The sequence below is a fragment of the Sphingobium sp. TomMM35A genome (genome assembly GCF_054771735.1).
The window spans coordinates 507,919-524,653 of sequence record NZ_BSRC01000001.1 but is presented as its reverse complement, the minus strand read 5'-3'; the positions used below and the strand labels follow the sequence as shown (position 1 = coordinate 524,653).

The 16,735-nt window shown below is 63.7% G+C and carries 17 protein-coding genes; 4 read left to right on the top strand and 13 right to left on the bottom strand.

Annotated elements, in window-relative coordinates; all coding sequences use genetic code 11:
* Positions 1-150: 150 nt before the first annotated feature.
* The 6 genes from msrA to ACYU8T_RS02625 form a co-directional block, all read right to left on the bottom strand.
* Entirely contained in the window at positions 151-684 is a 534-nt protein-coding gene (msrA, locus tag ACYU8T_RS02650; protein WP_461158430.1) for a peptide-methionine (S)-S-oxide reductase MsrA, read from the bottom strand.
* A gap of 43 nt (positions 685-727) precedes the next feature.
* Complete coding sequence (locus tag ACYU8T_RS02645; RefSeq protein WP_461158429.1) at positions 728-2,434, bottom strand: long-chain-fatty-acid--CoA ligase; 1,707 nt, start codon at positions 2,432-2,434, stop codon at positions 728-730.
* Positions 2,435-2,496: 62 nt separating this feature from the next.
* Entirely contained in the window at positions 2,497-3,180 is a 684-nt protein-coding gene (locus ACYU8T_RS02640) for a DUF1013 domain-containing protein (RefSeq protein ID WP_097091145.1), read from the bottom strand.
* 114 nt (positions 3,181-3,294) lie between these two features.
* Complete coding sequence (locus tag ACYU8T_RS02635; protein ID WP_201513420.1) at positions 3,295-4,323, bottom strand: glycosyltransferase family 4 protein; 1,029 nt, start codon at positions 4,321-4,323, stop codon at positions 3,295-3,297.
* Entirely contained in the window at positions 4,323-5,183 is an 861-nt protein-coding gene (locus ACYU8T_RS02630) for a UDP-2,3-diacylglucosamine diphosphatase (RefSeq protein ID WP_461158428.1), read from the bottom strand. The genes ACYU8T_RS02635 and ACYU8T_RS02630 overlap by 1 nt, the downstream gene beginning before the upstream one ends.
* Before the next feature lie 101 nt (positions 5,184-5,284).
* Positions 5,285-6,289: an NAD(P)H-quinone oxidoreductase gene (locus tag ACYU8T_RS02625; RefSeq protein WP_461158427.1), complete on the bottom strand. Its 1,005-nt coding sequence runs from the start codon at positions 6,287-6,289 to the stop codon at positions 5,285-5,287.
* 101 nt (positions 6,290-6,390) lie between these two features.
* Between ACYU8T_RS02625 and ACYU8T_RS02620 the strand changes: the two genes are divergently transcribed.
* The 3 genes from ACYU8T_RS02620 to ACYU8T_RS02610 all read left to right on the top strand — a co-directional run bounded on the left by ACYU8T_RS02620 (position 6,391) and on the right by ACYU8T_RS02610 (position 9,914).
* Positions 6,391-6,588 carry a DUF1192 domain-containing protein gene (locus tag ACYU8T_RS02620; RefSeq protein WP_097091141.1) on the top strand — a complete coding sequence of 66 codons (198 nt, stop codon included), beginning with the start codon at positions 6,391-6,393 and terminating at the stop codon, positions 6,586-6,588.
* A gap of 157 nt (positions 6,589-6,745) precedes the next feature.
* On the top strand, positions 6,746-9,064 hold the full coding sequence (gene clpA, locus ACYU8T_RS02615) for an ATP-dependent Clp protease ATP-binding subunit ClpA (protein WP_201513417.1): 2,319 nt from the start codon (positions 6,746-6,748) through the stop codon (positions 9,062-9,064).
* 220 nt (positions 9,065-9,284) lie between these two features.
* On the top strand, positions 9,285-9,914 hold the full coding sequence (locus tag ACYU8T_RS02610; RefSeq protein WP_461158426.1) for a glutathione S-transferase family protein: 630 nt from the start codon (positions 9,285-9,287) through the stop codon (positions 9,912-9,914).
* Between the two features lie 78 nt (positions 9,915-9,992).
* On the opposite strand, the gene ACYU8T_RS02605 is transcribed toward ACYU8T_RS02610, so the two are convergent.
* Entirely contained in the window at positions 9,993-10,727 is a 735-nt protein-coding gene (locus ACYU8T_RS02605) for a Bax inhibitor-1/YccA family protein (RefSeq protein WP_201513415.1), read from the bottom strand.
* Positions 10,728-10,886: 159 nt separating this feature from the next.
* Between ACYU8T_RS02605 and thpR the strand changes: the two genes are divergently transcribed.
* Positions 10,887-11,432, top strand: coding sequence for an RNA 2',3'-cyclic phosphodiesterase (thpR, locus tag ACYU8T_RS02600; protein WP_461158425.1), 546 nt, complete (start codon positions 10,887-10,889; stop codon positions 11,430-11,432).
* 25 nt (positions 11,433-11,457) lie between these two features.
* Here thpR and ACYU8T_RS02595 read toward each other — a convergent pair whose 3' ends face one another.
* The 6 genes from ACYU8T_RS02595 to ACYU8T_RS02570 form a co-directional block, all read right to left on the bottom strand.
* Positions 11,458-12,006: a superoxide dismutase family protein gene (locus ACYU8T_RS02595; protein WP_461158424.1), complete on the bottom strand. Its 549-nt coding sequence runs from the start codon at positions 12,004-12,006 to the stop codon at positions 11,458-11,460.
* A gap of 220 nt (positions 12,007-12,226) precedes the next feature.
* The gene (locus tag ACYU8T_RS02590) at positions 12,227-13,315 is read right to left on the bottom strand and encodes an OmpA family protein (protein WP_461158423.1); all 1,089 of its coding nucleotides are present in this window, start codon (positions 13,313-13,315) and stop codon (positions 12,227-12,229) included.
* Positions 13,316-13,492: 177 nt separating this feature from the next.
* Positions 13,493-13,996 (bottom strand): DUF2793 domain-containing protein, encoded by a 504-nt coding sequence (locus tag ACYU8T_RS02585; RefSeq protein WP_097091136.1) that lies wholly within the window; start codon positions 13,994-13,996, stop codon positions 13,493-13,495.
* A 26-nt stretch (positions 13,997-14,022) separates the two neighbouring features.
* Positions 14,023-16,026 carry a phage tail protein gene (locus tag ACYU8T_RS02580; protein WP_461158422.1) on the bottom strand — a complete coding sequence of 668 codons (2,004 nt, stop codon included), beginning with the start codon at positions 16,024-16,026 and terminating at the stop codon, positions 14,023-14,025.
* Positions 16,005-16,406: an HK97 family phage prohead protease gene (locus ACYU8T_RS02575; RefSeq protein ID WP_461158421.1), complete on the bottom strand. Its 402-nt coding sequence runs from the start codon at positions 16,404-16,406 to the stop codon at positions 16,005-16,007. Before ACYU8T_RS02575 ends, ACYU8T_RS02580 begins: the two co-directional genes overlap by 22 nt.
* Entirely contained in the window at positions 16,403-16,723 is a 321-nt protein-coding gene (locus ACYU8T_RS02570; protein ID WP_201513399.1) for a DUF6127 family protein, read from the bottom strand. Before ACYU8T_RS02570 ends, ACYU8T_RS02575 begins: the two co-directional genes overlap by 4 nt.
* Positions 16,724-16,735: the final 12 nt, after the last annotated feature.

The window sequence follows — 16,735 nt, the reverse complement described above, 5'->3', positions numbered from 1 at the left end:
GATGAGCCTGTGGAAGCCTCGTTCTTCTAAGAAAAGGAAGAACGCCCTTCGACAGGCTCAGGGCGAACGGGGAAGGGTGTTGGAAGAAGCGGCTCGCTGGCGCTCGCTACCCACCCCCTCCCTTGGAAGGGAGGGGCCTATTTTCAGTAATCAGCCTTCGATCCGTTCGGCGAAGCCTTTGCGCAATTTGGCGAGCTTGGGGGGGATGACCGCCATGCAATAGGGGTTCCGATCGCCGACGCGGTTCCAATATTTCTGGTGGTAGTCCTCGGCGGGATACCAGGGCGCGTCAGGCTCGATCGTGGTGACGATCGAGTTCCGATGATCCGGTTGCGCGCGGGCGATCGCAGCCTTGGCTTCCGCTTCCTGCTCGGGCGAATGGGGGAAGATGGCCGAGCGATATTGGGTGCCGATGTCGTTGCCCTGGCGGTTCAGCGTCGTGGGATCATGGGTGGCGAAGAAGATGTCGAGCAAGTCGCCATAGGAGATTTCCTCGGGATCATAGGCGATGCGGATCGCTTCGGCATGGCCGGTCGCGCCGGAGCAGACCTGCTCATAGCTCGGGTTTGGCAGCTGGCCGCCGATATAGCCGCTCTCGACTGACCGGACACCTTTCAGATTTTGGTAAACCGCCTCGGTGCACCAGAAGCAGCCACCTGCCAGCGTCGCGATGTCTTCGGCCATTCGCTTGGTTCCTTATCCTGTGTGGCGCACAAGATAGGGACGGTCAGGCAGTGGTTCCAGCCTGCCGCGTCGCTGACTGCGCCTTGGCCCGTTCCTCGGCGACCAGTTCCTTGCGCGACAATTTGCCGACCAGCGTCTTGGGCAGGTTCAGGCGGATTTCGACCTCGCAGACCTTTTCATGCTTGCCGAGCTGGGGGTTGAGCCAGGCTTTCAGGCCCTCCCCATCGATGTCCGCGCCCTCCTGAAGCGTGACGAACGCCTTGGGGCATTCGCCGCGATAGGCGTCGGGGATGCCGATCACCAGCGCTTCCTTGACGGCGGGGTGATGGTAGAGCACCGCTTCGACCTGGCTTGGGAACACCTTGAAACCGCCGACGGCGATCATGTCCTTCAAACGGTCGACGATCTTTACATAGCCGTCTTCGTCGATGAGGCCGACATCGCCTGTGCGGAGCCAGCCATCGACAAACACGTCCTTGTCGGCGTCGGGGCGTTGCCAATAGCCCTTCATGATCTGCGGCCCGGCGAAGACTAGTTCGCCCGGTTCTCCGGCGGGCGGCGGGCGGGTCGGGTCTTCGCGATCGACCAGCTTGACGTGGGTGCCGGGGATCGGCTGGCCCACGGTGCCTGACTTGTTCAGCCCTTCATAGGGATTGGAGCAGACGACGGGGCTGCTTTCGGTAAGGCCATAGCCCTCGACCAGCTTCGCGCCCGTCGCAGCCTCGAACCGCTGCTTGACTTCCAGCGGCAATGGCGCGCCGCCCGAAATGCAGAGGCGCAGCGAGGAGAAATCGATATTGGGCGTCGCCGGATGATCGAGCAGCGCCTGAAACATGGTGGGCACGCCGGGCATCGATGTGGGGCTGGTCCGCTGGATCGCCGCGAGCACCTGCACGGCTTCGAAGCGGGGCAGCATGACCATCTCTCCGCCGTTCAGCACCGTGCGGTTGAGGACGCAGGTGTTGGCGAAGACGTGGAAGAAGGGCAGCACCGCAATGATGCGATCGACGGCCTCCGGGTGGGGATCGATGAGGCGGATCTGGCGGGCGTTGGCGGTCAGATTCTGGTGGGTCAGCATCGCGCCTTTGGGCCGCCCCGTGGTGCCGCCGGTATATTGCAGCAGGGCAACATCGTTGACGGGATCGATCTCCACAGCCGCCGGATCTTCGCCATGGCGCAACAGGTCGGCATAGTTGGTGATGCGCGGATCATGGGGGATCTGCGCCGTCTCCTTGCGCTTGAAGAGGCGGAAGAGGACCGACTTGGCAGGGGGCAAGGCCTCCGCCACGCAGCCGACGACGAGCCGTTCCAGGCTGCTATTGTCCAGCACCTCCAGCGCGGTCGGCAGCAGCGCCTTGGCGGACAGCGTGAAGAGGATCTTTGTGCCGCTATCCTCGACCTGATGTTCCAGTTCGGCGGCGGTGTAGAGGGGGGAGAAATTGACGACGATCGCCCCCGCCATCATCGCTCCATAATAGGCGGCGACATAATGGGGGACGTTGGGAAGGTAGAGGCCGACCCGGTCGCCCTTGCGCACGCCCATGTCCTGAAGGCCCCTGGCCACGCGGCGGATGGCGTGCAGCATCTCGCCATAGGTTGTGTGGCGGCCGAGGAAATCGATCATCGCCGCGTCGGGATTGGCCTTCGCGCTGGCGACGACCATGTCGACCATCGACAGGGGGGGAAAGGACTGATCCCAGGCATTGGGATGATTATAATGGTCTTTCCAGACCGCTTCGCTGCTCTCCATTAAGGCAGGTGTAAGCCGGACCCCTGCTTTACGCAAGCGTAAAGCAGGGCGTCAGAAGAGGATCAGACCTGACCCTGGTTGTTGCTGAACGGGTCGAGGATGGTCGCGGCGCCCGAGATCAGGTCGGACTCGCTCTTCAACGCTTCCTCGGCGCGGCGGGCGGCATCGTCGCGCTCGCGGCGCAGTTCTTCGATCAGCGCTTCGCGGTCGCCATCCAGGCGGGAGTCGGTCGGCGCTTCAATACCGGCCTTCTTCGCGGCCTTCGTCACCAGCGCATCCAGTTCGCGCTGTGAGCAGAGGCCGAGCGTCACCGGATCCTTGGGCACGATGTTGGAGATGTTCCAGTGCGTGCGATCGCGGATCGCGGCGATCGTGGTGCGGGTGGTGCCGATCAGCTTGCCGATCGCGCCGTCCGAGATTTCCGGATGGTTGCGCAGGATCCAGGCGATGCCATCGGGCTTGTCCTGACGCTTCGACACCGGCGTGTAGCGCGGCCCCTTGGTACGGCGAACCGGCTCGGGACCCTTCAGCATCTTGAGACGGTAATCGGGGTTCGCCTCACCCTTGTGGATTTCGTCCATGGTGATTTCATGGGCACGAACGGGATCGCGGCCGGTATATTTGATGCCAGCCGTGTCATCGGCGATCGCCTGTACTTCCAGGATGTGCAGCCCGCAAAATTCCGCGATCTGATCAAAGCCGAGCGCGGTATTGTCGACCAGCCAACTGGCGGTCGCATGGGGCATGAGAGGCTGGGACACGAGGATTCTCCGGCACTAAAAACAACAAGGGCCGCCCAAGCAGGGCGGCCACGCCCGTCCTGAGATAGTGCAAGAAGCCCGGTGGAGCAAGGAAAAGCGTCAGGCCGCGCTGTCTCTCGCGGCGGCATCGATGCAGTGAAGGCCAGTGAGAAACTCGTCGGCGCTGCGTGCCCAGCTGAAGCGTCGGCCTTGGGCGGCGCAGGCGGCACGATCGCCACGCAGCGCGAGGGCGATGGCGTCCTCCAGATCATCGGAAAGCGCGCCACTCGCCGGGGTCACGATGTCGATCGGGCCGCTGACGGGATAAGCGGCGACGGGCGTCCCGCAGGCCATCGCCTCTATCATGACAAGGCCGAACGTGTCGGTGCGGCTGGGGAAGACGAACACGTCAGCCCCCGCATAAGCGCCGGCAAGCTCCGCCCCGAACAGCGGACCGAGAAAATGCGCGTCCGGATAGGCGGTTTCCAGCTGGGCCCGGGCGGGACCATCCCCAACGACGACCTTACTGCCGGAATGCGCGTTGCCGAGAAAGGCTTCGAGATTCTTCTCGATCGCGACGCGGCCGACATAGAGCTGGATGGGCCGCGGCAAGCTAGCGAAGAGCGCTGGCGGCTCTGCCTCGGGCGTGAAGGCGGCAAGGTCCACGCCCCTGCCCCACGGCCGCACCTGCGCCAGGCCATGCGCGCGGAGCTGCTGCCGCACCGATCCGGTGGAGACGAGCACCGCCCGAGCAGGACCATGGAACCAGCGGATATAGGACCAGAACCAGCTGGCGGGCAGCCCTGTCCGGCGCGAGACATAGTCGGGGAAATGCGTGTGATATGCCGTGGTGAAAGGCACCCCGCCCCGCAGGCACCAGCGCCGCGCAGCCAGACACAATGGCCCCTCGGTCGCGATATGGACCGCGTCCGGCTGAAAGGCCGCGATCGCCTCGCCCACGACGCTTGATCGGACGAATGCGAGCCGGATTTCCGGATAGGTCGGGCAAGGGAAAGAACCGTAGAGGTCGGGCGAGATGATCTTGACGGCATGACCCCGCGCCTCAAGCTCCGCCATGATGGTCTGGAGCGTCCGGACGACGCCGTTCACCTGGGGCGACCAAGCGTCGGTCACGATGACGATGCGCATCAGGCGGCCATCTTCGCGTCAGTGGCGGCGGTGCGCGCGGCAACCTCATCGGCCCAGTGCAGCACCTCCATGCGGCCGTCGAAATGTTCAACCAGCGCCGTGCAGCCTTCCACCCAATCGCCATCATTATAATATTGGATGCCGCCGATCTCGCGCATTTCGGCATTATGGATATGGCCGCACACCACGCCATCGACGCCGCGCGTGCCCGCCTGATGCGCGACGACCTCCTCGAAGCGGGAGATGAACTCGACCGCATTCTTGACCTTGTGCTTGGCCGTCTTGCTGAGCGACCAATAGGGCATGCCCATACGCTGGCGGACGGCGTTCACCACGACGTTCAGGCGCATCAGCAACGTGTAGGCCGCGTCCCCCACGAAAGCGAGCCATCGATGGGCGAGCATGATGGTATCGAACTCGTCCCCGTGCAGCACAAGAAGCTTGCGGCCATCGGCGGTCTCATGGATCGCCTTGCGCCTGATTTCGACGCCGCCGAAGCTGAGGCCGGTGAATTGGCGGAACATTTCGTCATGATTGCCGGGAATGTAGACGACGCGGGTGCCGCGCTTGGCCCGCTTCATGATGCGCCAGACCACGTCATTATGCGCGGCAGGCCAGTAGAAGCGGCGTTTCAATTTCCAGCCGTCGATGATGTCGCCGACCAGATACATTGTCTCGCTATCGACGCTGTCGAGGAAGTCGATCAGCATCCGGGCATTGCAGCCGCGCGTGCCGAGATGGATATCGGAGATCCAGATGGTGCGGTAGCGTTTGCGCTTCCCCGCACGCTCTGGCGTATCGAGGCTGCGCGCGCCTTCATCCATGTCCGCCAGAAAGGGCAAGCGCGTGATGGCATTCATGAAACGGGCCTTTGGAGCTGTTGTCCTCGGGACCGAATCCTTAGCCGGGCAATGTTACAATCCCGCACCGAATGTGACGGAATTGCTACTGTGGCGCCGCGTCAGACGGTCAGCACGATCTTGCCGAAATGCTCCCCGGCATCCATCCGCGCATGAGCCCGTGCCGCCTCGGCGAGTGGGACGCGCTGGTCCATCGCCGGCCTCAGCCTGCCTTCCTGGACGAAGCTCCAGACCTCACGGACAATTTCATCGGCGACCAGGCTCTTGAAGGCGGAGGAGCGAGGGCGCAACGTCGATCCGGTCAGCGTCAGGCGACGGGACATCACCGCCGGAATGAAGATTTCCGCCTTGGCGCCGCCCAGCACCGCGATGGATACATGGCGCCCATCTTCGGCAAGGCATTGGAGATTGCGCGGCACATAGTCTCCGCCCACCATGTCCAGCACGGCCTGCACGCCCTGCCCGCCGGTGATCCGCTTCACCTCCTCGACAAAGTCCTGGTCCCGATAATTGATGGCGTGATCCGCGCCCCATGCCTTTGCCTGCTCGCATTTTGCTTTGCTGCCGCAAGTGACGATGATGGTGATATCGAACAGGCGGCAAAGCGAAATCGCCATGGTGCCGATGCCGCTGGTCCCGCCATGCACCAGCACCGTGTCGCCGCCGACGACATAGGCCCGCTCGAACAAATTGGTCCATACGGTGAAGAGCGTCTCCGGCAAGGCCGCCGCCTCGACAATGTCATAGCTGTCCGGAACGGGCAGGCACTGCCCGGCAGGCGCAACCGCATATTCCGCATAGCCGCCCCCCGGCAGCAAGGCGCAGACACGCTGGCCGATCAGCCGTCCGGCGCTGCCGCCAGCCGCGACGATGGTTCCGGCGACTTCCAGCCCAGGAATGTCCGAAGCGCCGGGCGGCGGCGGATATTTTCCTTGCCGCTGCAAGACATCAGGCCGGTTGACGCCCGCCGCCGCCACCTGGATCAGCACCTCTTCCTCGGCCGGAACCGGCACAGGGCGGCGTTCGGGCACCAGCGCCTCAGGGCCGCCCGGAACGGGAATGGCGACCGCCATCATTTCCTGGGGCAACGCCGCCTCAATCGCCATGATCACGTTCCCCCAGCCCCATCATCAAGCCGCAGCTGAAATTCGCCAGCGGCTCAAGCCCCTTATTGACAGAGCCGCCGCGAGGGTCAACATTGGCATATATGGACATGGACGACGATCTGCCTCGCAAGATTGATGATCCGCTGGCCCAACTGCTTCGACAGGATTTGGGTCCCTTGTCCCTTGCCGATCTGGAAGAGCGCATCGCGGCGCTGGAGGGTGAAATCGCCCGCACCAGATCAAAGATTGAAAGCGCCGTTAACCACAAATCAAGTGCCGAGGCGTTATTCAAGCGATGAACCCGCGCCCCGCCCCCTGCGGCCCTGAACAGGGTCTCTTCGGGCACGGGCAGTCTGGCAATTCCGGCGATCAGGGACCCCTCCTTGATCCGCCGTCGAGTAATGCCGACATATGGTTCAAGACAGCCCCTCTTGCGGGCTCAGGAGTAGAATAGAAATGCCATCTTTCGCACCCGCACTTGAAACCACGTTGCACAACGCGCTGACCCATGCGTCGGAGCGCCGCCACGAATATGCGACGCTGGAGCATCTGCTCCTCGCGCTGATCGATGACGAGCATGCTTCGAAGGTGATGCAGGCGTGCGGTGTAGAGCTTGGCGAACTGGGCGACGCCGTCACCCAATATCTCGACAGCGAACTCGACAGCCTGAAGCTGGAGGGATCAAGCGACCCCTCCCCCACCAGCGGTTTCCAGCGCGTGGTTCAGCGCGCCATCCTGCACGTGCAATCTTCCGGAAAGGATGAAGTGACGGGAGCCAATGTGCTCGTCGCGCTTTTCTCCGAGAGGGAGAGTTACGCCGTCTATTTCCTCCAGCAGCAGGACATGAGCCGACTGGATGCCGTCAGCTACATCAGCCACGGCGTCGGCAAGGGTACTGCCGCTCCTGAACAGAGCGCCGCCAAGGGCTCTCAGGAGGAGGAAAAGAAGGCGCAGGACAGCAAGGGCAAGAAGGACAGTGCCTTGGAGCAGTTCACGGTCAACCTCAATGAGAAGGCGACGCGGGGCAAGGTTGACCCGCTGATCGGCCGCAGCGCCGAAGTCGACCGGACGATCCAGATCCTGTGCCGCCGGTCGAAGAACAACCCGCTCTATGTGGGCGATCCGGGCGTCGGCAAGACCGCTATCGCAGAAGGCCTGGCGCGCAAGATCGTCGAGGGCGAGGTTCCCGACGTCTTGAAGGAAGCCGTGATCTATTCCCTCGACATGGGCGCGCTGCTCGCGGGCACGCGCTATCGCGGTGATTTCGAGGAGCGGCTGAAGGCGGTCGTCACCGAGCTTGAGAAGATGCCGCATGCGGTCCTCTTCATCGATGAAATCCACACCGTCATCGGCGCTGGCGCGACCAGCGGCGGGGCGATGGATGCGTCCAACTTGCTGAAGCCCGCTCTGTCAGGCGGCACGATCCGTTGCATCGGCTCCACCACCTACAAGGAGTTCCGCAACCATTTCGAGAAGGACCGCGCGCTGCTGCGCCGGTTCCAGAAGATCGACGTCAACGAACCTTCGGTCGAGGACACGGTCAAGATTCTCGCGGGCCTGCGCAGCGCCTTTGAGGAACATCACAACGTCAAATACACCCCGGACGCGATCAAGGCGGCGGTGGAGCTGTCGGCGCGTTACATCAACGATCGCAAGCTGCCGGACAAGGCGATCGACGTGATCGACGAAGTCGGCGCGATGCAGATGCTGGTGGTGCCGTCGAAGCGCAAGAAGACGATCACGCCCAAGGAGATCGAGCAGGTCATCGCGACCATGGCCCGCATCCCTCCCAAGACTGTCTCGGCCGACGACAAGTCGGTGCTGGAGACGTTGGATACGGATCTGAAGCGCGTCGTGTTCGGCCAGAACCGGGCGATCGAAGTTCTGTCCTCCGCGATCAAGTTGTCGCGGGCGGGCTTGCGCGATCCGGAAAAGCCGATCGGCAGCTATCTCTTCTCCGGCCCGACCGGCGTCGGCAAGACGGAGGTGGCGCGCCAGCTGGCCAACCTGCTCGGCATTCCGCTCCAGCGGTTCGACATGTCGGAATATATGGAACGCCACTCGGTCAGCCGCCTGATCGGCGCCCCTCCGGGCTATGTCGGCTATGATCAGGGCGGCCTGCTGACCGATGCGGTGGATCAGAATCCGCATAGCGTGCTGCTGCTGGACGAGATCGAAAAGGCGCATCCGGACCTGTTCAACATCCTGTTGCAGGTGATGGACAATGGCCGCTTGACCGATCACCATGGCAAGACGGTGGATTTCCGCAACACCATCCTCATCATGACCACCAATGCCGGTGCGTCGGACATGGCGAAGGAAAGCATCGGCTTTGGCGAACTGACCCGCGACGATGTGCAGGAAGATGCGGTGAAGAAGCTCTTCACCCCGGAATTCCGCAACCGTCTCGATGCCATCGTTCCCTTCGGCTATCTGCCGCCGGAGATCGTGGCGCGGGTCATCGACAAGTTCGTGCTCCAGCTGGAACTGCAACTGGCCGACCGCGACGTCCACATCACGCTGGACGACGAGGCGAAGGGCTGGCTCACCAAGAAGGGCTATGACAAGCTCTACGGTGCTCGCCCGATGGGCCGCCTGATGCAGGAAAAGATCAAGCAGCCGCTCGCCGAGGAACTGCTGTTCGGCAAGCTGGTGCATGGCGGTGAAGTGCATGTCCGGCTGAAGGACGAGGCGCTCGCCTTCGAGATCATCCCGGCGGCCCCCAAGAAGGGCAAGAAGGGTGGCAAGGCCAAGCCCGCCGAACCGGCCAAGTAAGCGGCCTGAAGCGGATGAGATGAAAGGGCGGCTCCTGAAGCCGCCCTTTTTTTTTGGGGGGGCAAAGAGGCCGGGATCAACTTGTCCCCCCTCCCGCAAGCGGAAGGGCGCCAGGGGGTGGGCCAGCGCAGCAGCCGAGGCAACCACCAACCAAAATTCCCGATAGTCCACAGCCTCGACTTGCGGCACTCTCCCTCTCACGCACTTAAGGGAGAACCCCATGCCCACAGACATCGCCTTCTACACCAACCCCATGTCGCGCGGACAAATCGCCCGCTGGATGCTGGAGGAGGTTGGCCAATCCTACGACATGACCATCCTCGACTATGACAGCACGATGAAGGCGGCCGACTATCTCGCCATCAACCCAATGGGCAAGGTTCCCGCCATCGTACACAAGGGCAAGGTCGTGACCGAAGCCGCCGCGATCTGCGCCTACTTGGCCGACGCTTTCCCGGACGCCGGTCTCGCCCCGCCCATCGATCAGCGGGCAGACTATTATCGCTGGCTGTTCTTCGCCGCTGGCCCCGTAGAGGCAGCAGTCTCCAACAAGTCGCTCGGCCTCACTGTGCCCGAAGGCCGGGAGCGCTCTATGGGCTATGGCAGCTATGGCCAGACCGTCACCACACTGGAAAAGGCGGTGTCGGGCGGCCAATGGATCTGCGGCGACCAGTTCACCGCCGCCGATGTTTATGTCGGTTCTCAAGTGGACTGGGGCCTGACCTTCGGCACCATCGATAGCCGCCCAGCCTTCGAAGCCTATGCCGCCCGCCTGCGCGAACGCCCGGCCTACAAACGGCAGAAGGAACTGGACGGCGCACTCATTGCGCAGATGCAGAAGTCATCCTGATCCCTATTAAATACCCCATAGAAAAAGGTCCGGCGGATCGCTCCTCCGGGCCTTTTCGGTTCGTCTGCGAGCGTGCAATCAGTCGCGATTGCCCATGAAGCGCAGCAGGAACAGGAACATGTTGATGAAGTCGAGATAGAGGTTCAGCGCCCCCATCACCACCGACTTGCCCATCATGTCGGTCCCTGCGACATGGGCGTAGATGCTCTTGATCTTCTGCGTGTCGTAGGCGGTGAGGCCTGCGAACAGCAGTACACCGATGAAGCTGACCACCATGTCCAGCGCGCTAGAGCGCAGGAACAGGTTGATGAGCGATGCGACCAGCAGGCCGACCACGCCCATGATCAGGAAGGTGCCGAAGCCCGATAGATCCTTCTTCGTCGTGTAGCCCCACAGGCTGAGCCCCGCGAAGGCTGCAGCCGTCGCGAAGAAGGTCTGCGCCACCGACGTACCGGTATAAACCAGCAGGACCGATGAGAGCGAAAGCCCCATCGTCACCGCATAGGCCCAGAACAGAGCCTGCATGGCGACCGTCGACAGCCGGTTCATGCCGAAGCTCATCACCATCACGAAGGCAAGCGGTGCGAGCATGATCACATATTTTAGAATGCCCGGCCCAGCCAGGATCTGGTAGGCAAAGCCGCTGGACGCGAACAGCATCGCGACGATGCCGGTCAGCAGCACGCCGCTCGCCATATAATTGTAAACCGATAGCATGTAGCTGCGCAGGCCAGCGTCGAAAGCCTCGCCGCGCGCCACTGTCGCCCCGCCGAAACCGGCAATATTCGATCGGGGGTCAGACCAATTGGCCATGAGATAGTCTCCTTCGCCGGCGCACTTTCGCCGATATCGCTATTATCGCCCCATATGAGTGGCAATTCAAGGGAAGAGCCAACGCTCCGGGGAAGGAATAGCGCCACATCGGCACGCTTGTCCGCTGGCGCCCCGGCCAGGCCTCACTATATCGGTAACATGCACCGCCTGTTCGTCGCCATTCGCCCGCCGGAGGACATTCGGACGCGGTTGCTGTCGTCGATGGGCGGCATTGCCGGAGCACGCTGGCAGGATGACGATCAACTTCACCTGACGTTGCGCTTCATAGGCGATGCCGACCGCCACCACGCCAATGACCTTGCGGAAGCGCTGTCGTCCCTTCGCTTTTCGCCCTTCGCGCTCTCCTTGGCGGGCCTCGGCCAGTTCGATCGCAAGGGACGCACCCATATATTATGGGCAGGCGTCCAGCCGCACGACGCTCTCCAACACCTTCACCGGAAGATTGACCGCGTCTGCGTCGCAGCAGGCTTCCCGGCAGAAGAACGAGCCTACCTGCCCCATATAACCCTGGCGCGCTTCGGACGAAGCGGCGGCGATACGGAAGGCTTCATCACCCATCATGCCGGTCTCTCCAGCGCGCCTTTCACGGTAGATGAATTTGCCCTGTTCGAAAGCCATTTGACCCAGAGCGGCGCGCATTATGAGATTGCGGCGACCTACCCCGCCACGTCCGCCGCTTTATAGAGTGCGTGCGCCCGCGGATGTCGCCTTACGCAGCGGACAATATCCCACAGGCGACGCGCCCGCCTGCATTCCCGGCTGGATCGGTCTTGTTGTCATCCGCCTGCGCATGAACCACGATCGCGGCGCCATCCGCGTCGAGCACAGCATTGGCTCCGCTACGTAGCGTAGCGCCAGCTATCACGAACTCCATCCGGCCCGTGCCGTCGGCATCAGCGGTGAGGTTCGGCATATCCCCCATGTGCATGCCCGCAGGATTGTCCTTGCCATGCTGCCGGGCCGTGGGGTTCCAATGGCCGCCCGCGCTGGCAAAGTGGGGAGGCGTGCAAGTACCCGTCATGTGGACATGAACCGCATGAACTCCAGGGGTGATCCCCATCGCCCGTACCGCCACATGCAAGCCGTCCACTGCTTCCGTCACCATGGCCTCGCCGCGGCGCGAACCATCCGCCGCCAGAAGAACGGCGCGGGCGCTGGAGGCTCCAGCGGCCCCGCTATTGACCGTGCTGACGTCAGTGCTTGCACATGCGGCAAGACTAAGGGCGAGCGGCGCGAAGACGATTGCAGCACGTTTCATGATCAAATGCACTCCCGATGAAGCATGGCTGGCGAACGCAGCAAGACGCTGTTTGTTGCGCATATAGTTCAGAATGCCAAGCCGACGAGCGGATCGCCGCCGCTCCCCTTTCCTCCGGTGCTGTGCAGCACCATGTCGCCCTACACCCCGCAAAGGAAAAGGGGCCGGTCTTTCGACCAGCCCCTCAACCTTGATCCATCCCGAAAGATGGAGATCTTGCTTACTGACCCGAACCCGGACCGTAGGTGATTTCCACACGACGGTTCTGCAGTTCGCGAACACCGTCGGCGGTTTCGACGCGGGGGTTCGATTCACCGAACGCCTGGGTCGTCATCACACCATCGGGGATGCCCTTCGAAGCCATGTAGGCCTTGACGGCGTCCGCACGGCGCTGCGACAGGCCGACGTTGTAAGAGGCCGAACCCGAACGGTCCGCATAGCCTGCCAGCATGACCTGGGCGCTGCCGCAGTTGCTGTAGGCCGAAACCGCGTTGTCCAGAATGGTGGCGGCGTCAGGCGTGATGTCCGACTTGTCCCATTCGAAGAAGACGATGTACGGCCCAGGGCTGCACTCAGCGACCGGCGGAGGCGGCGGCGGAGGCGGCGGGGGCGGCGGGGGCGGCGGCGGGGGCGGCGGAGGAGCAGCCGGTTCACCACCGAAGTTGTAGGTCAGACCCAGCAGAAGGCTGTGCGTACGCAGCTTCGTTTCGACGTCACCGCCAGCAACGCCCACCCGGGTGGTGTAAGCCGGGACGAGGTTGATGTCGTCCTGGTTGAAGAAGCGATACTTCAGCGAAACGTCGAGGTTGTTGGTCAGCGGATAGCGAATGCCAGCCAGCGCCTGCCAGGCGAAACCGGTGTCGCTGTCGTTGACCAGGTCGTTGGCGAGCTTGGCGCGCGAAACGCCGACACCGCCGCCGACGAAGCCCTGCAGGCCATCGTCCGAACCGAAGTCAAGCAGACCGTTCAGCATGAACGAGAGAGCCGAAACGGAACCGCCGAAGCCGCTGTTGTCCAGGTCGACCTTGGCGCGCTTGTAGCCAGCTTCGGCTTCAAGGCGGAAACCACCGAAGTCGTAACCGATGACGGCGTCAGCGTCCCAACCCTTGTGGTAGTCCACATTTTCCAGCGTGGTGCTGGTGGTCTGAAGCCCAGTAACTGGATCACGGCCGGGGCTGAAAGTGATGTCCTGATCTTCAACGATGGTGACGCCGGATTCGATACCGATATACCAGCTATTATCACGCGCCAGGGCCGGGGTGGCCAGGGCACTGGTCGCAAGCGCAGCCGCGAGGGCAAGCTTCCGCATTTGGATTCCCCTTTCAAAAGTGTCACGAAGGACTGCTGAAACCATGTACCGGCAAGAAAGTTTCATGGCAAGTCCACATTTGGTGAAACTGTTGCCAAAATGCATCAGCGGACTGCGGGAGCCCCGATATATAAGCATTTCCGTGCACCAGCACTGTAAAAGTCGGGCACGTTCAAGTCATGTTTCGATCAATCCATGATCCCGCATCGCGGAAAGAATAGCTGCTATGGAACTCCTCGCTTCACTGTCGACGGAACCCCCTCCCACGGGGTCGCCGATGGCCGGACGCCGCGTCCCCACCACGCGCAAACCTTCGGCATAGAGCCCATCGCTCCGCACGGCTCCGTCCGCCCATCCGTGGCCATCGAATTGCATGACGTGCCCCCTGTCCGCCACCCACAGGACCAGACCCGCACGAGGCTCGGCATAACGCCATCCGCCATCGGTCCAGCACGCGACCGATCCCTCCCGGCCAAGCCAGCTTCCCGTCGCGCCCGCAGCGATGATCCAGCATTGCCCTTCCCCGGGCGACAGCGGCGGCGTACCCTCGTCCGCGCTCTCCACCTGGCCGTGCAACAGCATGTCGATCCTTGCCAAAGCCTCGTTATGGAACAGTTCCTTCTGAGCCTGCCCGGCAAACAGGTTCGGCAGCGCCCAGCGCGGCGTCGCATCGCTCGTCATATGTCGGATTTCCTTTCCATTCTCGATTATCCGCCAGGCAAAATGATGCGCGCGGGACGTCCCAGGGCGAAGGACCCGATCTGCCGGACCTCGATCGTCAAAGCGCCCCCGCCGTCGGCATCGAAGGCAGCGGCCCCGTAAGTCCACTGCGCCGACCCGATTTCTATCCGCCGCAGCAACGCGCCAGCCGCCAGAACGCGCAGTTCATAGCGCTCACCTTCCTCGCCCAGCGGCACATCCGCCCCGCTGACCCACCGCCAGCCGCTCCTGCTGCGCCGCACCCATCGAATGTCCCAGCCGCCTGCTCCGTCAGATAAGGCGCGCAGGTGAACGGGCGCTACCGGAGTGACCGCCTCGCCGCTGACGGCCAGTTCTGCCTCCACCGGCTCGGCATCACCGATCCCCAGAGCCGCAAGGCGCAGCGTCATGCCGATTTCACTGTTGCCCGTCCCGGCAAATGGCTCGGCGAGCCGCTCCTCCTCAATCAACAGAAACGGCTCATCAGGGCCATGTTCGGCCATAGCCCACTCGGTTCCGAACAGCCCACGGCGCAGCCCCTCCAACCGGAAGCTCGCCGCGCCCGTCTGCACCGCACGGGAAAATTGCAGAAGCTCCCGTCCGACCATGCAAAGATTGCGCCCCTGCGCCAGCGCCGCTTCATCCACATCGCCCAGTTCCATGTCATCGGCCTGCAACGTCACATGCAGGCTGTTGACCGCATCGATCAACGTGCAGCTCCCCTGCCCCAGGACGTCGTCCGCCTGCCCCATCACCGCGCGGGGCGCCGTACGGCCAACCGGGTCAGCCTCCCCCGCACCGCTCATCGCGAAGAGGGCCGCGCCCCGCCATCCTTCCCCGCCACTTGCCGCCGCCGCGATCAAGGGCGCCGTGGCGGCCGCTTCCCGCAACAGCGGAAGGTCGACCAGCATCAGCGATGTGGGTCCCGGCGGAGCATCCACCTGCCGCACGATGGAACCGGATGATGCACCCGCAGGCAACACACCCCCGGCACCCGGCACCCGCCGCAGCGCCAGCCGCACGGCCATCGCCTCCCATTCCCGCTCCTCGATCCGCCAGCGCCCAGGCACATTCTCGACCTTCACGATATCGCCCGGATCGTGACGCAGAGCCTCCCACCCGCACCGCAGCGTCATGGCCGATCGCCCGGTCCAGTCATGGCCCAAACGTCGCGCCGCCAGCCGCCGTGCCGCATCGGCGGGCATGGTGACGGGCAGATCGATGCCACGTTCGATCCGCCCCGTCCCTGGCCGCGCCACCCGCTGCACCCCCGCCTGATAGTCGCGCGCCGCATCATAGTGCCGCAAGGCGAGCGCCACCGGCACCGCCTCGACGCTCCCGCCTATCTGCTCGACAGCGTCGATGGCTCGCCCATTGACGCGCTTGCAAAGCTTAGCCTCGCCGACCTCGGCCTCGGGCTCATCCCGAGCCGTTCCGATCAGCCGCAGCCCATCCTCCTCAGCGGCAAAGGCAAGGTCCCACGCCTCCACCAGCGGCGTGATCGCCTCCACCACATCGGCGCCGCCTGCCGCAAATCCCTGCACGCTCTCATCCTCAGCAGCGGCAAGCAGACCGCCACTCAGGTCCATCGCCACCGTATCGATCGCCACCATCCCCGCATCCGCCTCGACTTCGAAGGTCAGGGAAGGGATGCGGTTCCCGAAATCGGCAAGCTGCAAGTCCTCGAACACGGCATAGGCAATCCCGCGATGCGCGGGCGCCTTGGCGATGCCCTCCGCCGAAGCGATCAACGGGTCGGCCGCCTGATCTTCCCCGCCCAGGTGCAGGCGAAACGCGTTCAGTCCCGACTTGAAATCGCCCGCCGCGCCGCGCAGCAGATTGCCGTCCGCCCAGATGCGCCGCACCGCCCGCACCCGCCGCGCCGACAAGGCCACGGCAAAACTCGCCGAATAGCTGTAGCTGGTGACGCTCGGCCGCCCCTTGCCGCCGCCGCTCCGGTTGCGCTTTTCCTTAAGGTCCGTCGCCCAGATCACCGAACCCGCGACACGCATGGTTCCGAACAGTTTCGGGATCTGCGCGCCATAGCTCGACGTCTGCAACTGCAATTCGGTGAAGCCCCACGCGCCTCCCGCACCCGATATCCAAAGGAAAGCCCATCCACCGCGCGCTCCTTCAACGCCCGAGCAGCCGCCCTCCCGGCTCCAATCCGCCCCGACACACGCCCGATCACCCGTAGCCCGCGCGCATCCTCCTCCACCCGCTCGACCGTCCCGATCGCCTCGCCCGGCAAATGCTGCCACAGCAAAGGCACCCCCGCCGCCATGCCTGCAAAGGCGCCCGGTCGCACCACGTCGCCACCATGGTCGACCCGATCGAACACCGCCGCATAGCCAGCGAACCGCACATCGCCCTCTCCGCTCGGGCCGCTCATCCCCGCACCATCCCGATCAGCCCGGCCTTCACCGCCACGCCCAGCAGCACCAGCGCCATCACGATCCGCACCGCCCAGCCGACCACGGCCCCGCGCGCCGCCTTCTTCGCGTCGCGCCAGGCGGACAGCAGCTCGCGCAACTCCCGCACATCGCCCTCCGCACGCCCATCGCTCAGCCCCAGCCGCTCCAGCGCCCGCCCCGCGCCCAACTCACTCGCCTCCTCGATCAGCGCCCGGATCATCAACATGTCCATTTGCCCCGGCGCCGCCTCAGCCTGAGCCACCAGCCGCGCCAGCATCTCGCCATCATATTTCATCGGCCCCACTCC

What these genes read in the sequence shown, in the direction of transcription:
- clpA (WP_201513417.1), top strand. Translation starts at nt 6,746, where the DNA reads ATGCCATCTTTCGCACCCGCACTTGAAACCACGTTGCACAACGCGCTG.
- ACYU8T_RS02590 (WP_461158423.1), bottom strand. Translation starts at nt 13,315, where the DNA reads ATGCGGAAGCTTGCCCTCGCGGCTGCGCTTGCGACCAGTGCCCTGGCC.
- ACYU8T_RS02575 (WP_461158421.1), bottom strand. Translation starts at nt 16,406, where the DNA reads ATGAGCGGCCCGAGCGGAGAGGGCGATGTGCGGTTCGCTGGCTATGCG.
- ACYU8T_RS02625 (WP_461158427.1), bottom strand. Translation starts at nt 6,289, where the DNA reads ATGGCGATTGAGGCGGCGTTGCCCCAGGAAATGATGGCGGTCGCCATT.
- ACYU8T_RS02605 (WP_201513415.1), bottom strand. Translation starts at nt 10,727, where the DNA reads ATGGCCAATTGGTCTGACCCCCGATCGAATATTGCCGGTTTCGGCGGG.
- ACYU8T_RS02630 (WP_461158428.1), bottom strand. Translation starts at nt 5,183, where the DNA reads ATGAATGCCATCACGCGCTTGCCCTTTCTGGCGGACATGGATGAAGGC.
- thpR (WP_461158425.1), top strand. Translation starts at nt 10,887, where the DNA reads ATGCACCGCCTGTTCGTCGCCATTCGCCCGCCGGAGGACATTCGGACG.
- ACYU8T_RS02585 (WP_097091136.1), bottom strand. Translation starts at nt 13,996, where the DNA reads ATGACGAGCGATGCGACGCCGCGCTGGGCGCTGCCGAACCTGTTTGCC.
- ACYU8T_RS02580 (WP_461158422.1), bottom strand. Translation starts at nt 16,026, where the DNA reads ATGCGTGTCGCGGGTTCGGTGATCTGGGCGACGGACCTTAAGGAAAAG.
- ACYU8T_RS02635 (WP_201513420.1), bottom strand. Translation starts at nt 4,323, where the DNA reads ATGCGCATCGTCATCGTGACCGACGCTTGGTCGCCCCAGGTGAACGGC.
- ACYU8T_RS02645 (WP_461158429.1), bottom strand. Translation starts at nt 2,434, where the DNA reads ATGGAGAGCAGCGAAGCGGTCTGGAAAGACCATTATAATCATCCCAAT.
- msrA (WP_461158430.1), bottom strand. Translation starts at nt 684, where the DNA reads ATGGCCGAAGACATCGCGACGCTGGCAGGTGGCTGCTTCTGGTGCACC.
- ACYU8T_RS02595 (WP_461158424.1), bottom strand. Translation starts at nt 12,006, where the DNA reads ATGAAACGTGCTGCAATCGTCTTCGCGCCGCTCGCCCTTAGTCTTGCC.
- ACYU8T_RS02640 (WP_097091145.1), bottom strand. Translation starts at nt 3,180, where the DNA reads ATGCCCCATGCGACCGCCAGTTGGCTGGTCGACAATACCGCGCTCGGC.
- ACYU8T_RS02620 (WP_097091141.1), top strand. Translation starts at nt 6,391, where the DNA reads ATGGACATGGACGACGATCTGCCTCGCAAGATTGATGATCCGCTGGCC.
- ACYU8T_RS02610 (WP_461158426.1), top strand. Translation starts at nt 9,285, where the DNA reads ATGCCCACAGACATCGCCTTCTACACCAACCCCATGTCGCGCGGACAA.
- ACYU8T_RS02570 (WP_201513399.1), bottom strand. Translation starts at nt 16,723, where the DNA reads ATGAAATATGATGGCGAGATGCTGGCGCGGCTGGTGGCTCAGGCTGAG.